Below are 13,105 nucleotides of genomic sequence, written 5' to 3' on the forward strand. Positions count from 1 at the left end.
AGGAGAGGGGGCTTCCTCAATACCGCTTGGAAATTTAGGGTTTTGAGGCGACAGAGCTATAGATCCCATGATGCCGAACTCTGACCCGTATAAAGAGTAGACTGACACGTCGGCCCCGTTTTGAAATCCATAGGAAAGAGCAGCATTGATCGGTGATTTGTGTTCAAATCCGATTTTACTGGTTTCTTGAGTATAAGCATCAGATGAATACTCGACCTTGAACGCAATACGGTCATTTATTTGCCAAGCAACTCCGCCAAACAAAGCCGCATCACCACGAAACCATTGATCTATTTCCAGCTGGCCGACTTCGGAAATACTGGTTGGGCCGTCGCCGCGCGTGTCAAATATATCACTGAAAATCGACAGTGGGTTTGAGAAGCTACCATATGAGCCTAGGCGTCCCCACCCGATACCGCCAGTGATCGACAGACTGTTATTCGCTAGATGTTTGGTCGCAGCGATGTATTCGGAGCTATAAAGCCCTGTGCCGCCAAAATCTCTAAGCCCGATAGCCACTGAGGGGCGCCATTCAGATTCTTTGAGAAGCAAGTATCCAAAATCAAAACTGCGATCATAACGATTGTTGCCGACCCCATCGTAATCGTCAATAATGGAATACCGAAAACTCCCAAACATCCTAGGCGTTATCTGAAAAGACAACGTGTATTTTTGAGCAATAGAAGAGATGTCAGTCGTCAGGATCACTTGCCCGTCAGTGAAAACTTCGCCTGTTGGCATGTCAATTAAACCTGGAGTGCCAAACACTGACACAGGAACGTCGAGTTCTGCCGCTTCAGTATAAGTGGCGCTTAGGAGAATGCTGGTCAGGCCGCTCCATAATATAAACTTTGCTGCCATTATTCTATCGAGCCTCTTACTATTTTTACAAATATAGCGGAGGTCAAGATACACCAAAAGCGACTAATTTTCGATTCCAAAGAATACGCAGCTATTGTGCCTTTAGAGCAAGCAATTTGCAGGAAAATTTAGATTCCAAGCTTTATTTCAGGTATTTTATTGTGTTCTTTTTGCCTATTTAGGGTAGGGAAGAAACCATGCTACCACATTGATTATCAAAGAGTCTCAAATGCCAAAACAAATGCCGTCTGAAATTGTGCTGAATGGTAGATTTTTGCTCCAAGATGTCACGGGGGTTCAGCGTGTCCAGCGTGAAGTTTTGGCCGCTCTTGATGAAATGGCGGCAGCCGGGGACATTCCGACGCCTATTGTCTTGCTGCCGGCGCAAGGGAATATCGTCGCTGAGCCTGTCTTGAAATCTATCAAGTTTACCCGAACAGGCCGTTTTTCGGGGCATCTGTGGGAACAGATTGAATTGCCCAAATTGTGCAAAGGCAAGACGCTGCTGTGTCTTGGAAATACCGCGCCTGTTGTGTCGTTGTTGTCCAAAACCACGCGGGTTGTGACGATGGTGCATGATTTGTCCTATAAATACTTTCCGACGGCTTATAGCTGGAAGTTCAAGGCCTTTTATTCGACGCTTATTCCGCTTGTGCTGCGCAAAAGTGATGCGGTCGTGACGGTGTCTTTGGCTGAAAAGAAAGCAATGTCACGCCACTACCCTTTTTTGGCAGGCCTGTCCGGTTTTCACGGACTGCAAAACGGTGGATTGCCAGACGCAGTTGCAACAGCGTTTTTATCAGACGGTGTGCCTGATAAAGAACAACGCGGACATGGTATCTACGTAGGTTCCCTAAGTAAGCGCAAAAATGCGGACAGTGTTTTGAGGGCCGCGGTGACGTTTTTACAAACCTATCCTGATATGAAGTTTGTGGTCATTGGGGCGGGATCTTCTGTCTTTGAAAGTCTCTCGGTGGATGTGCCAGAGGATATTAAAGACCGACTTGAAATGTGGGGCCAAATCAACGATCCGCTTAAAATATACGATGCTTTCAAGCACGCACGCTTTTTGGTTTTCCCGTCGTTTTACGAAGCAAGCCCGCTGCCGCCGATCGAAGCAATGACTCTTGGCTGTGCGGTTGTGTCTTCCTCAATTCCCAGCTTGCAAGAACGCTGTGGCGACGCTGCCGTTTACTGCGACCCAGATGACTTGAGCTCGATTACGGCTGCCGTTGATCGCCTCATGACGGAACCTGATCTTTGGGAAAACCTGTCCCAAGCCGGGCGCGTACAAGCCGCGAAATATTCTTGGAAATCTCAAACAGAAGCGCTTTTGAATATTTGTGAAGATGTGGCATGAGCGTTCCAAAGCTTCGAATTCTGCACGAGACCAATCCTCAAAAATACTTCCCAGCTTTGTTTGAGCTCGCAGAAAATGGCGATGTAGAACTTGTTGGGACGCATCGCTACAGCGTGAGCAAAGAATGGCTTCGCGCTTGGCTGCGGGACAAGACGCCCTTTGTGAAACGAACACGCAACGCGCTTGGTGATTTGGCGTTTCGTTTTAAAATCCCTTTCGTAAAAGACGAGACGATTGTTTTTGGTTTCGCGCCATGGGATTGGCGGCTCTTGATCTATCGTCAACTCGCACGTCGCAATCGCATTTTGTACCAGACATCTTGGCATGACTGGCGGTTCGATAAAACGCCACGCCAGCCGCGCCCACAGTGGTTCGCACGCTACATGCAGCGTCAGTGGAAAGCCTTTGTTGCCCACCCCAATGTCAAAGTCATCGCCGTGACGCCCATCGTCGCGCAGACGGTGAAGCAAGAAACCGGCGCCGATGCCACTGTCATTCCGCATGCGGTTCCAGAGGTTTTTTTCAAAGCTGGGCGCACGCGCACAATCCGTGAAAATGGTCCTTTAAAACTGATTTATGTGGGTGAGATTTCAGAAAAAAAAGGTATCTTGATCCTTTTGGATTTGATGTCTCGTTTGCATACAAAAGGCGTGACGCTCACTGTTGTGGGAAACGGACCGCTTGTTCCTGAAGTTAAAGCGGCACAGGCCCACGGCGTGACCTTTTTGGGTCCGATTTACGACAGAACACAACTGGCGCAAACAATGTCTGACCACGATGTGTTGATGCTGTTGTCGCAACGCACCAAAACATGGGAAGAGCTTTTTGGCATCGTGATTGTCGAAGCTATTGCAGCGGGCCTTGCCGTTATTTCCTCAGATCATATAGGGCCACGTGGCATCTTTACTCCCTTGGGTCCGAGCGGATTATTTGATGAAATCGACGTCGAAGCTGTGGAACGTCATATTGAATCCCTGGCTGCTGACAGTGAGCACTTTGCTATCGTGCAAACCCAGCAATGCGCACTGGCCGACGCATATTCTTCAGCTAAAGTTTCTGAGCAGTGGCATAAACACTTGGAACACTCATGAACCAAATAGCGACCCTCATTTCACTGGTGTCATTGCCTATCTTGTTCGTGCTCACTGTCATGTCACCTTTTGTGGCATCCAATGCCGTGGTGCTTGGGATGTCGATCACCTATGTGTTCGCAAGTGCGTTGTGTTTTCTCGCCATGATACTTGATGATCGTAAAGGCGGTGTCTCGTTCATGTTCGAATTCTTTTTGCTATTTTTCATCGCAGTACCGGCAAGCCTGCAAATTTCAGTGGGTGTCTTCCCTTGGTTTGCTAAATTGGAGCCACAGTATATGGCGGGTGGGTTTGGCTTAATTGCGCTCAGCCACCTTTCCTATCACCTCGGATGGCTGCTGGCTGCGCACAAAACAACTCATGCTCACACCCCCACCCCACTTACGTTGTCTTCACAGGACGCTCTTTTTTACACCAAATGGGCTTGGGGGTTTGCCGCGGTGGCGACGCTGTTCGCGCTCGGCGCGGGTCCATCGAATTTGTTTGTGGCAAGGTTCGAACGCGCCGGTGCGAATTTCGGCGGCTTGACACAGCAATTCTTGTTTATGTGTCGCTCTATTGGCCTCTTGGCGATCGTGATGATGTTGTATCTGTGTAAGAATGTTCAAAGCCGCAGAATAAAGAGACAAAACATATATGCTCTCGTCATTTATGCCCCCGTTTTTTCTGTGATCTACTACCTTCCAGCGCTGCCGCGGTTCATTCTGTTCGGGCTTTTTTTAGCCATCAGCACCATGTTCGTTAACTATTTTTACCCACGGGTCAAAGCGCTCGTGGCTGGAGCGGCAGTGTTTATGTTGTTCATTGTTTTCCCTGTCATCAAATCTTTGGGCGCAGGAGAGTTGAACTGGGCTGGGTTCGCAAGACGCGCTGATTTAAGTGCTATTTCTGCCTATCTTTTACGTGTCGATTTTGACGGATTTATGCAGATCACCTCTACGGTCCAGTATCTGAGCGAAGATATCGGCGGTATCCGCTATGGTGAAAACTTCTTGGGGGTGCTGTTGTTTTTTATCCCCCGAGGAATTTGGCACGGAAAGCCAATTGATACCGGCGACATTGTCGCCAATGGGTTAAGTTTTTGGTACACAAATGTTTCAAGTCCTTTGCCAGCAGAGGCTCTCATGGCGTTTGGATATGTTGGACCCGTTTTGGTGTTTGGGTTACTTGCCTACTGGGTTTATCGAATAGAAAGCCTTGCAAAACCGAGCTTAGCTCAAGTACCTGTGGCAAAATCTGTCTTTTTATATGCGATACTTATGGGCTTCATCGTCATCATCATGAGGGGTGCGCTGAATGGTGTTGCCCCACAATTCGCATCTGCGTTTTTGTGTTTTTACATAATGCAGTTTGCGAAAACGCGCAAAATCGTTTGGAGCAGAAAGGCGAGAACATGATCGATTTCATTATCCTTGGTGCACAAAAGGCCGCGACGTCGGCGTTGCAAGACAGCCTTCGCCTTCATCCATCGGTTTTCATGCCCATGGGGGAAAGTCCCTTTTTTGAGGATCCTGATTTTGCGTCGCAACCTTGGGAAACTTTTTCTGAGACGGCCCCAAGCGGGACGATCAAGGGCATCAAACGTCCAGACTATTTATGTTCGGACCAAGCGATCGAGCGCATTTCCACGGCGCTTCCTGAATGCAAATTTATCGTTGTGCTACGCGAGCCCATCAGCCGGACAATATCGAGCTACTGCTATATGGTACGCCATGCGCATTTGCCTGCGCTGCCCTTAAATGTAGGCCTCGCAGAGTGCCTGCGTGCCTATGAAGCGGGCGAAAACTCTCGTGCTGCGACGGTCATTTCATACAGCCTGTATGGGGCCTATCTGGACAAATGGTTTCAAGCCTATCCCAAAGAAAATTTTCTTGTACTCTCGCAAAAATCTGTTGGAGAAAACTTACGTGGTGCCTTGGTTCAGTGTCTTGAACACATTGGCGTTGAAGGTGATGCATCGGCGGATATTGCCATAAAGGCGGGAGAGAGCAACGTGGGCCTTTACGATCCTAAAATGCTTAAAATAGCCCGGATTGGCAGCTTGTTGAAAACACGTCCCATCAAAGGGTCATATCGTCGAGAACCGCGCAGTATACCGATGCGCGCATTTGGCTCACTTTTTAGTAAATATGCGGAAGCACGTGCTCTGCAAAAACAACAAATACGTGAAACATTGTCTACGGATCTAACTGAGAAATTGACGCATTTGTTTGATAGAGATTTGGAAACACTCGAGGCCTTACTGGATGCGCGCGAATTGGGTTGGAAATAAAATATGGATTTTAAAATAGAGAAATATAAAAACCTTGTTAGGCCGATTTACGTGCGATGTTGGCGCCTATGGATCCGATTGTGGGAACGTCCCAAGGGCAATTACCCAGTTGCCATTCAAGGGATTCAACGATCTGGAACAAACTTTCTGACGGCACTTTTGGATCAAGGCTCTTACCGTATTCTCAATCGGCTTGATCCAAAACGCCATGATCCGCGACATAAGCACTGTCGATGGCAAGCGGATAAATCCACCATTGTTATGGATGATCAGTATCGCAACACACTGTCTGCGTCGTCTGTGCGTGAGATCAATACTCTTTGCGGTTACGCGCCCGAGACCAAACACATCATTCTTTTTCGTGCACCTGAGCCCTGGCTGAACTCGATTTTCCGCTGGGGCCTTGAAGCTGAATGGTACCCTTCGGAAGACGCATTTTTTGAACAACAGCTTCATGTTGCTTACTGGCGCGAATGGGACGCATTTTATGCCTTTTGGCAAGACCGCCAGCGCCAAGAGCCAGACCAAGTATTGATTGTCTCTCACAAAAAAATGATTGAAAATCCGCAAGACGGCCTGAAGCGAATTGATGCCTTTATGGGCGTGGTTCGCGCGCCGCATGAAACGGCCTTTACACCCATTGAAAAAGTGCGTCACTCGCGTCCAATTGGAGAAAAACGAGAACCTCTTGATCGCGCTGAACTTACAGACGTTCTGGACATGCCAACGCAGTTTGATTGGCAAAGTTATATGCAGGGAAATGAGCAGGCATGAGAGTTTTAGCATGGCCTAAATCGAAGAATAGGGCACAAAACCCTTTTCAAAGCCTTCTATATTCAGCAGTTGATCGCCAAGAGGGCGTAGACGTCGCAGAATTTGGCGTGAAACCTTTTCTATTCGGACCAAAGGTCGATGTTTTGCATATTCATTGGCCTGACGTCTTCTTGGCGACAGGCCATGGCTGGCGGTTTTGGTTTCGCTACTGTTTGATCCGCTTTTTGTTCGCCGTTGCGGCACTTCGGCAAACGCCGGTTGTCTGGACAGCACACAATTTAAAGCGAACAGGCCAGCGGAACTCTAAACAGCTCGAATTGGTTTTCTGGCCTTGGTTCACGAAGCGAATAGATGGCCTCATCTACATGACTAAAGCGTCAAAAATCGACGCAGAACAGCAGCTTCCAGAACTTGCAGGCATACCCAGTTCTATAATCCCACACGGGCATTACCTCGCGGCGATTGAAGAGAGTTTGCAAGGGCAGGATGCTCTGGCGTCCACTGACGCACCTTCGTCTTCACAGGCCGGAGGGTATCTGTTTTTCGGCTCCATCACGCGGTACAAAAATGCGCATAAATTGCTGCAAGCGTTTTTGCAACTTCCAACCGGCAGCGCGCAGCTGACAATCAAGGGCAAAATGAGTGCGTCTAGCCCAGATAACGATCTGACGAATCTTTTAAATACCCTGCCCCCAGAACGCACCAGCGATGTTATCTTTGAAAACAGGTTTTTGAGCGAAGATGAACTCGTTGATGCTATTCAATGCAGCGATCTTGTGGTTTTCCCATACTCCGACGTGCTCAATTCAGGTGCCGCACTTTTTGCGCTTTCTGTTGGGCGACCTATTTTGGCGAGTGACACGGCGCTGTTTCGTGAGTTGCGAAGCCAAGTTGGAGAAGATTGGGTGCGCTTGATAGATGGAGAGTTAGACGCCGCGCAGCTGTCCGTTGCACTGGATCAAGCGCGGGTTCAAAAGACCAAGGGCCTAGCCCCCGATCTTTCAGTCTTTGACTGGAACCGTATAGCCAAACAGACTGTTGATTTTTACCAACATGTTATCGATGCACAAAAAGGCCCTAAAGCATGAAGTCTATACTGCTTAAGCTGGGAAAGCTGATGGGCGTGCGTGTGTTGGCGATTGTGCTGACATTCGTTCAAACCATCGTCATGACGCGGGTGTTCGGCAGTGAAGTTTTCGGGCTTTTGTCTTTTGGCCTATCCATTTCTGCCTTGCTTATTCTAGTGCTGTCCTTTGGCCTTGATCAGGTTTTGATGCGGGACATCGCGCGGTTCGGAAAAGCGGTTGCACCGAAGACAGAGCGCTGGACGCATGTTTGGCACCTTATACGCCGTTGGGTCATTCCTGTGACGCTCACCGTAGCTGTGACAGGCGTTCTTGTGTCAGAATTGACAGATTTAGCTGGTGTGTATCGTGTGTCCTTGATCGGTACTTTTTTAATGTTGCCGGTGATACTTTTTCGCAAATACGTTGAAGCGATTTCGCTGGGCACGAAGCAAGTTGTGCGCTCTATCATAGGATCACAAATAGCTTATCCAATCTTGATGATTATTGGTGGATTGAGCGTCATGGCTTTGGGGCTTGGCAGCTCTGCTATGACGGTGACGGCGACATATGTTTGCGCTGGATTTGGCAGCCTTATTGTCGCGACCCTGCTCATCTACCCTACTTTTTCGTCCCTGCGTGCAGATGGCTTTGGGGCCCGCGATATTGTGGGGGAAAGCCCTGGTCACCGCGCAATTTTGACGAGTGGCGGGCATTTTGCCTTGGTCGCGTTTGGCTTCATCTTGGGGCAACATATCTCCGTGCTGATGACCGGTGTTTTGGCTGGCCCAGAAGATGTCGCTCTGGTCAGGATCGCTGCACGAGTGGCTGAAATGGCTGGCTTGATGCGCACCATCGTTTTGCTGCAGTACAAACCCTTGCTCGCCGAAGCCTATGGCAAAGGTGACACAGCCCTTTTACAAAAACATGCGTATTTTATGTCAAAGGTTCTGACCATAACAGGCGTGCCAGCCACACTTGGCCTTTGGATATTTGCAGACCGTGTCATGGGGGTGTTTGGCCCTGAGTTTGTTGACGGCGCATGGGCGATGCGACTTTATGTGAGTGGCGTATTTTTTCTGCTGATTTGTGGTCCTGGCAGTACCTTCTTATCGTTTTGTGGCCAAGAGCATCTGGCATCACGTAATTTACTTGTTTCGGTGGCAATCCAGTTTGTTCTGAACTTGTTTTTGATCCCGCTCTTCGGTCCGGAGGGATGTGCCGCAGCAAGTTGTGTTGCCATGACATATTTGGCCTTTTCAGGTCGACGTTTGGCCATTCAAAAAGTCGGAGTAGATCCATCCATTTTCGTCATTTTCAAGAAAGTGTGAGTGCTAAATGAAAAGTGCAATTTTGAAAAGTCTATGGGGGTTGGGGGGCACTTCAACACCGTGTTTTATATCTGGATCTCCACGTTCTGGAACCACGTGGATATTGGAGGTTCTGGAAAAAATTGCCGAGGCGCGCATCCATTGGGAGCCGCTGAACTGGCACCTGTATAATAGCGCCTACGACCGCTCGACCGATCCTTTGAATTGGATGAGACCCAATGAAGAGACCTTGGAAAACCACCCCGAGCTGGCGCAAGAGCTCTCTCGTATTCTTAAAGGCGGGGTGCCAAGCAAGCCCGCTATGATGCGCATTGCACATCTCTCAGCGATACAAAACGCTGTCCGTTTGGTCAGTGCAAAAGACACTGTCGTTAAGTTTGTCTTTGCTCAAAGAGCTCTGTCATGGATGGCCAAAAACACTGCGGGAAAGGGATGCGTGATTTTGCGACACCCCATGTCTGTCGTGAGTTCGCAATACCATCACCCATATCGCCCCGATGGAAAGTGGGCACAGCATCCTGAATGGACAGATGAAGTGATTTGCGCCAGCCATCCAATGGTTTCATTGCTTGAGGCAACACAATACTCTGCGTTGGAGCGTTTGATGAAGATCGATTTGCTCCCCGAGGGGCGATTGGCAATAACAGCCTGTCTCGACATGCTTGCCGCGCTAAACTCACCTGAGGCAAAGCAAAAATACGCCTTTGTTGCTTATGAATCCCTTTTAGGATCCCCTGAGAACTTTTTGAAGTTGGCCAATTTTTTAGATTTGCGCATAAAGGTTCAGCCCACGGTCGAGGAATTGCGCAAACGAAGCCGCACCACATCTGATCAGAATAAAAATAAAAACTCTGGCACTGCTCGCCTCAGCTGTGAAGCCAGAGATCAAATTCAGATGATTATTGATGAGCTTGGTTTGGGGTTTTACAAACAGGATGGGTCTTTAGATCACGCAGCATTAAAAGCCCTAAAATTGCCCAATCTTATATCCGACTAAGCGGCTTTTTGTTGCGTATTCGGCGAAATGCACGGACGCATTAATCGGATGGCCTTAACTCTGGTGCCATATTTCCTTCAGTAAGTTAGAGCGGTTTGAAACGCCGCGTTTTTTTACTGAAGGAGACATCCATGACCAACCCTTTCGAAAATCGCGTGCCTAACTTGTCTGGCCCAGCTCTAGATATTTTGCCAGTCACGCCGGATGATATTATCGATTTGGCTGACGTTGCCGTAGCGCTCTATATTGAGACTGCAGGCACGGTCACATTTGTGTCCGCGCGCGACGCAACACGCACAGTTGAAGTCACAGATTTCGCTATTCTTCCCGTTGGCGTCAAAAGAGTGTTGGCCACAGGAACCACTGCTACTGGAATTCACGCATTTCTGGTGTCCTAATGTTTGGTACAAATTTCAAAATAACGACTTTGGCAACGCGGGCGCGAAGCATACAGCCAAACCCAAGTCAGTTGTCGAGTTTGAAAGCTTGGTTTGATCCCAGTGATCTGTCCACGCTGTATCAGGATGCCGCAGCAACTCTTCCTGTCGCAGCCGATGGTGACCAAGTTGGGGCTATGCTCGACAAAAGCGGAAATGGGTATCATTTGATGCAAGTTACAGCATCGGCCCGTCCAACATATCGCACCAATGGAACCCGCCATTGGCTTGAGTTCGACGGGATAAATAATACTTTATCCATCAACTCTCGTTTGGGTTTTTCCACAAACCCAAGCCTTACGATCAGTGCCAACCTTCAACCTGTAAGCTACAGCGCATCGGACCACAGGGTGCTCCACATAGGCGCAAGCGGCACTTCAGGAAATCTTGGGGCGGCGATTGGGCCAAGCGGCGCAGGGCAGGGGTGGCGCTATGACAATGGGAACGTATTGTTTTCACACCCAGATGCTGGATCAGATTATATCATGAGCTGGGTGCGTTCTGAAGGTGCAACATATGGCGCCGGGCGTGCGTTTCGCGACGGCATGGAATTGGTCTCCTCAGGGTCTTCTTCCGCGAGCAGCGTCCCTACAAATTCGACCGAAAGTATGAGTGTCGGCGCACGAGGGACAAGTTTATTTGCCAATATTTTATTATATGGGTTGGTCATTCTCGAGTCTGATTCAGACCTAGATCGTGCGCAAAGCGAAACTTGGGTTGGCACGCGTTGATCTACATTTCTTTATGAACGTCTACACGACATCACATGATGGAGTGTAGACGTTCATCTCGCTCAATGTAGCCCGCATATAGTGAAGTAGATCTTGAAGTCGCCTTCACGGTTTGGGCAACGATTTAAAACTCGCGATCATATCCAAAGTGGTCGAAATCTTCTTTATGCAATTTATAGATACGCTTTTTGTGCCATCGCGTTAGCTTGGAGCGTAATGGCTTCCGGTGCGTTTTGCGTATGTTACGGCGTGGTAGAAGCGTCTTCTTGCCAAAAATATCCTCGAAGAGAGAATCTATCTCATCGGCGATATTTTCAAAGCGTATGATGTTTTTGACGAGGGATTTACCTTCAGTGTCGAATATAAACCGAGACTGTGGAACCATATGCCTTACCATGTCGACAAAATCGTTTTTGTATGGCCGCAGTAGGAACAGCCAAAAGGGTCCAGTTTTTCTGTACGGCCTATATGTATATTCAGAGCAGACACGATCATATGGATGACGGATGACGGCAAATGTCGTGTACGCATCGTATGTTTCTTGGTCGATATGTCCAAGCTCTACATACTCACGGGCATAAAGATGCGCGAGGCGCTGCGGCCCTTTTTTGGGGTCTGTATTCTTCTTAAGAAGCAGCTCAGCCCGATCGTCCCAGTCTAGATTGAGATCTGCAAGAAAGGCCTCTTCAACGCTTTGCCCCGCCGCTTTTGGTATGTGAATGAAGATCGTTTTGTGCGCATGAGAAATCATAAAAATGTCCTTTCTCGACTTGGATTAAAGGAGCACCAAGTATCGGTTTCATCAAAATACAAATATGCTTGCGAGCCTCAAAGCGCTTTACAGCGCCAGATACAGAAACTTCGCAAGCCCCGATCGACTAGCTGCCAACCCGTCCTACCTGTTGCATCGTATTCACAATACACGTGCTAAGTTCACTGCGGAACCGATCTGCGCTAAAGTACAGGGCGTTGTCGCGACAGTTTTGTTCCGTGAACACACCATGTTCAGCTTCAACAGTATCGATTGCTTTCAACAATGCCTCAGGCGTTTGTTCATCAAACCAAACACCCGTCGGTTTTTCCATTGAAATATCTCGGACCGTTTCTGCGGTACCGCCCGCCCCCAAGGCAATAACAGGACAGCCACAGGCCTGCGCCTCAACGGGCACAATTCCGAAATCTTCCTTGGCGGCGAACACAAAGGCCCGCGCTTTTTGCATATGCCGGCGCAGATCGTCAAACGAAACGTGCCCTAATATTTCCACGTTAGGCCCCGCTTGCGCCCGAACACGTGCCATTTCAGGACCATCGCCGGCAATAACGAGCTTAAGGTTTGGGCGCTCGGAAAATGCCTTTGCGATCATTGGAACCTGTTTGTAAGGAACCATGCGCGAGGCCGTGAAATAGTAATCTTCGCGCCCCTCTTGACCCAGTTGAAACGCAGCGGTGTCAACTGGCGGGTAAATGACTTGAGCATCACGGCGATAGGTTTTCCAAATACGCTTGCGAATAAACTCAGAATTCGCGACAAACTGGTCTACTTGAGGCACCGTGCGCATGTCCCACATGCGAAACTTGTGCATCATGCTATGTGCTAAGTGACGTTTTAAGACTGCAGCAATACCATCAATGCCATTAATATATTCAAACGTCAGATCCCATGCATACCGTGCCGGAGAATGCACATACGCAACATGCGCTTGCTCTGGCGATGTCAAAACGCCCTTGGCCAAAGCCGCAGATGAGCTAACAACAACATCATGATGTGTAACATCGAATTTTTCGATGGCGCGTGTGCAGTTGAGCAACAGATAACGATAGTACTTTTGAATGCCAGGCAAGCTATTGAGACTCGACACATGTACGGGAAGCGTATTTGCGACGTCCTTGCGTTCGTCTTCTGACAAAAAGTCAAAAAGTGTATAAATGGCGCCATGATCGAACATGCGCGCAATTTCTGCAACGACGCGCTCGCCGCCAGCCACAGTGGGCAGCCAGTCATGAACCAGGCCTACATTGATATCTTTAAAGAGAGTATTTTGCTGCACAACCATCCCAATCATTTAGACGCAAAAATTTATGCGTCACTTCTTAACGGTTTTTGTCCACTTCAATCCGCGCCGAAGAGGTCGCGGGTGAAGATTTTGTCGGGGGCATCGGCGATGTCATCGGTGACGCGGTTGGCGA

The 13,105-nt window shown here is 48.8% G+C and carries 13 protein-coding genes; 10 read left to right on the top strand and 3 right to left on the bottom strand.

The genetic code is table 11. From position 1 onward, the window contains the following. A partial coding sequence (locus tag ACSHWX_RS16870; RefSeq protein ID WP_435669400.1) for a YjbH domain-containing protein occupies positions 1-861 on the bottom strand: 861 nt, incomplete at its 3' end. 229 nt (positions 862-1,090) lie between these two features. On the opposite strand from ACSHWX_RS16870, the gene ACSHWX_RS16875 reads away from it, so the two are divergent. The 10 genes from ACSHWX_RS16875 to ACSHWX_RS16920 all read left to right on the top strand — a co-directional run bounded on the left by ACSHWX_RS16875 (position 1,091) and on the right by ACSHWX_RS16920 (position 10,918). Further along, entirely contained in the window at positions 1,091-2,221 is a 1,131-nt protein-coding gene (locus tag ACSHWX_RS16875) for a glycosyltransferase family 4 protein (protein ID WP_435669401.1), read from the top strand. Continuing rightward, positions 2,218-3,312: a glycosyltransferase family 4 protein gene (locus ACSHWX_RS16880; protein WP_342858639.1), complete on the top strand. Its 1,095-nt coding sequence runs from the start codon at positions 2,218-2,220 to the stop codon at positions 3,310-3,312. The genes ACSHWX_RS16875 and ACSHWX_RS16880 overlap by 4 nt, the downstream gene beginning before the upstream one ends. Next, positions 3,309-4,709, top strand: coding sequence for a hypothetical protein (locus tag ACSHWX_RS16885; protein ID WP_435669402.1), 1,401 nt, complete (start codon positions 3,309-3,311; stop codon positions 4,707-4,709). The genes ACSHWX_RS16880 and ACSHWX_RS16885 overlap by 4 nt, the downstream gene beginning before the upstream one ends. Then, positions 4,706-5,584, top strand: a complete 879-nt coding sequence (locus ACSHWX_RS16890; protein WP_435669403.1) for a sulfotransferase domain-containing protein — start codon at positions 4,706-4,708, stop codon at positions 5,582-5,584. Before ACSHWX_RS16885 ends, ACSHWX_RS16890 begins: the two co-directional genes overlap by 4 nt. A gap of 3 nt (positions 5,585-5,587) precedes the next feature. After that, positions 5,588-6,358: a sulfotransferase domain-containing protein gene (locus tag ACSHWX_RS16895; RefSeq protein WP_435669404.1), complete on the top strand. Its 771-nt coding sequence runs from the start codon at positions 5,588-5,590 to the stop codon at positions 6,356-6,358. Further along, positions 6,355-7,446, top strand: coding sequence for a glycosyltransferase (locus tag ACSHWX_RS16900; protein WP_435669405.1), 1,092 nt, complete (start codon positions 6,355-6,357; stop codon positions 7,444-7,446). The genes ACSHWX_RS16895 and ACSHWX_RS16900 overlap by 4 nt, the downstream gene beginning before the upstream one ends. Next, complete coding sequence (locus ACSHWX_RS16905; RefSeq protein WP_435669406.1) at positions 7,443-8,753, top strand: oligosaccharide flippase family protein; 1,311 nt, start codon at positions 7,443-7,445, stop codon at positions 8,751-8,753. The genes ACSHWX_RS16900 and ACSHWX_RS16905 overlap by 4 nt, the downstream gene beginning before the upstream one ends. A 7-nt stretch (positions 8,754-8,760) precedes the next feature. Beyond that, the gene (locus tag ACSHWX_RS16910) at positions 8,761-9,750 is read left to right on the top strand and encodes a sulfotransferase domain-containing protein (protein WP_435669407.1); all 990 of its coding nucleotides are present in this window, start codon (positions 8,761-8,763) and stop codon (positions 9,748-9,750) included. Between the two features lie 131 nt (positions 9,751-9,881). Then, positions 9,882-10,148, top strand: a complete 267-nt coding sequence (locus ACSHWX_RS16915; protein ID WP_342858646.1) for a spike base protein, RCAP_Rcc01079 family — start codon at positions 9,882-9,884, stop codon at positions 10,146-10,148. Next, entirely contained in the window at positions 10,148-10,918 is a 771-nt protein-coding gene (locus tag ACSHWX_RS16920; RefSeq protein WP_342858647.1) for a hypothetical protein, read from the top strand. The genes ACSHWX_RS16915 and ACSHWX_RS16920 overlap by 1 nt, the downstream gene beginning before the upstream one ends. 124 nt (positions 10,919-11,042) lie before the next feature. On the opposite strand, the gene ACSHWX_RS16925 is transcribed toward ACSHWX_RS16920, so the two are convergent. Next, a complete protein-coding gene (locus ACSHWX_RS16925; protein WP_342858648.1) occupies positions 11,043-11,669 on the bottom strand; it encodes a sulfotransferase family 2 domain-containing protein in 627 nt (208 codons plus the stop codon). Positions 11,670-11,796: 127 nt separating this feature from the next. Beyond that, a complete protein-coding gene (locus ACSHWX_RS16930) occupies positions 11,797-12,966 on the bottom strand; it encodes a glycosyltransferase (RefSeq protein WP_435669408.1) in 1,170 nt (389 codons plus the stop codon). Positions 12,967-13,105 lie beyond the last annotated feature (139 nt).

Source organism: Maritalea sp. (genome assembly GCF_051251695.1).
In the GTDB taxonomy this organism is placed as follows: Bacteria; Pseudomonadota; Alphaproteobacteria; order Rhizobiales; family Devosiaceae; genus Maritalea.

Coding starts and splice junctions, on each gene's coding strand:
- ACSHWX_RS16900 (WP_435669405.1), top strand. CDS start 6,355: ATGAGAGTTTTAGCATGGCCTAAATCGAAGAATAGGGCACAAAACCCT.
- ACSHWX_RS16925 (WP_342858648.1), bottom strand. CDS start 11,669: ATGATTTCTCATGCGCACAAAACGATCTTCATTCACATACCAAAAGCG.
- ACSHWX_RS16880 (WP_342858639.1), top strand. CDS start 2,218: ATGAGCGTTCCAAAGCTTCGAATTCTGCACGAGACCAATCCTCAAAAA.
- ACSHWX_RS16910 (WP_435669407.1), top strand. CDS start 8,761: ATGAAAAGTGCAATTTTGAAAAGTCTATGGGGGTTGGGGGGCACTTCA.
- ACSHWX_RS16875 (WP_435669401.1), top strand. CDS start 1,091: ATGCCAAAACAAATGCCGTCTGAAATTGTGCTGAATGGTAGATTTTTG.
- ACSHWX_RS16895 (WP_435669404.1), top strand. CDS start 5,588: ATGGATTTTAAAATAGAGAAATATAAAAACCTTGTTAGGCCGATTTAC.
- ACSHWX_RS16905 (WP_435669406.1), top strand. CDS start 7,443: ATGAAGTCTATACTGCTTAAGCTGGGAAAGCTGATGGGCGTGCGTGTG.
- ACSHWX_RS16890 (WP_435669403.1), top strand. CDS start 4,706: ATGATCGATTTCATTATCCTTGGTGCACAAAAGGCCGCGACGTCGGCG.
- ACSHWX_RS16885 (WP_435669402.1), top strand. CDS start 3,309: ATGAACCAAATAGCGACCCTCATTTCACTGGTGTCATTGCCTATCTTG.
- ACSHWX_RS16915 (WP_342858646.1), top strand. CDS start 9,882: ATGACCAACCCTTTCGAAAATCGCGTGCCTAACTTGTCTGGCCCAGCT.
- ACSHWX_RS16920 (WP_342858647.1), top strand. CDS start 10,148: ATGTTTGGTACAAATTTCAAAATAACGACTTTGGCAACGCGGGCGCGA.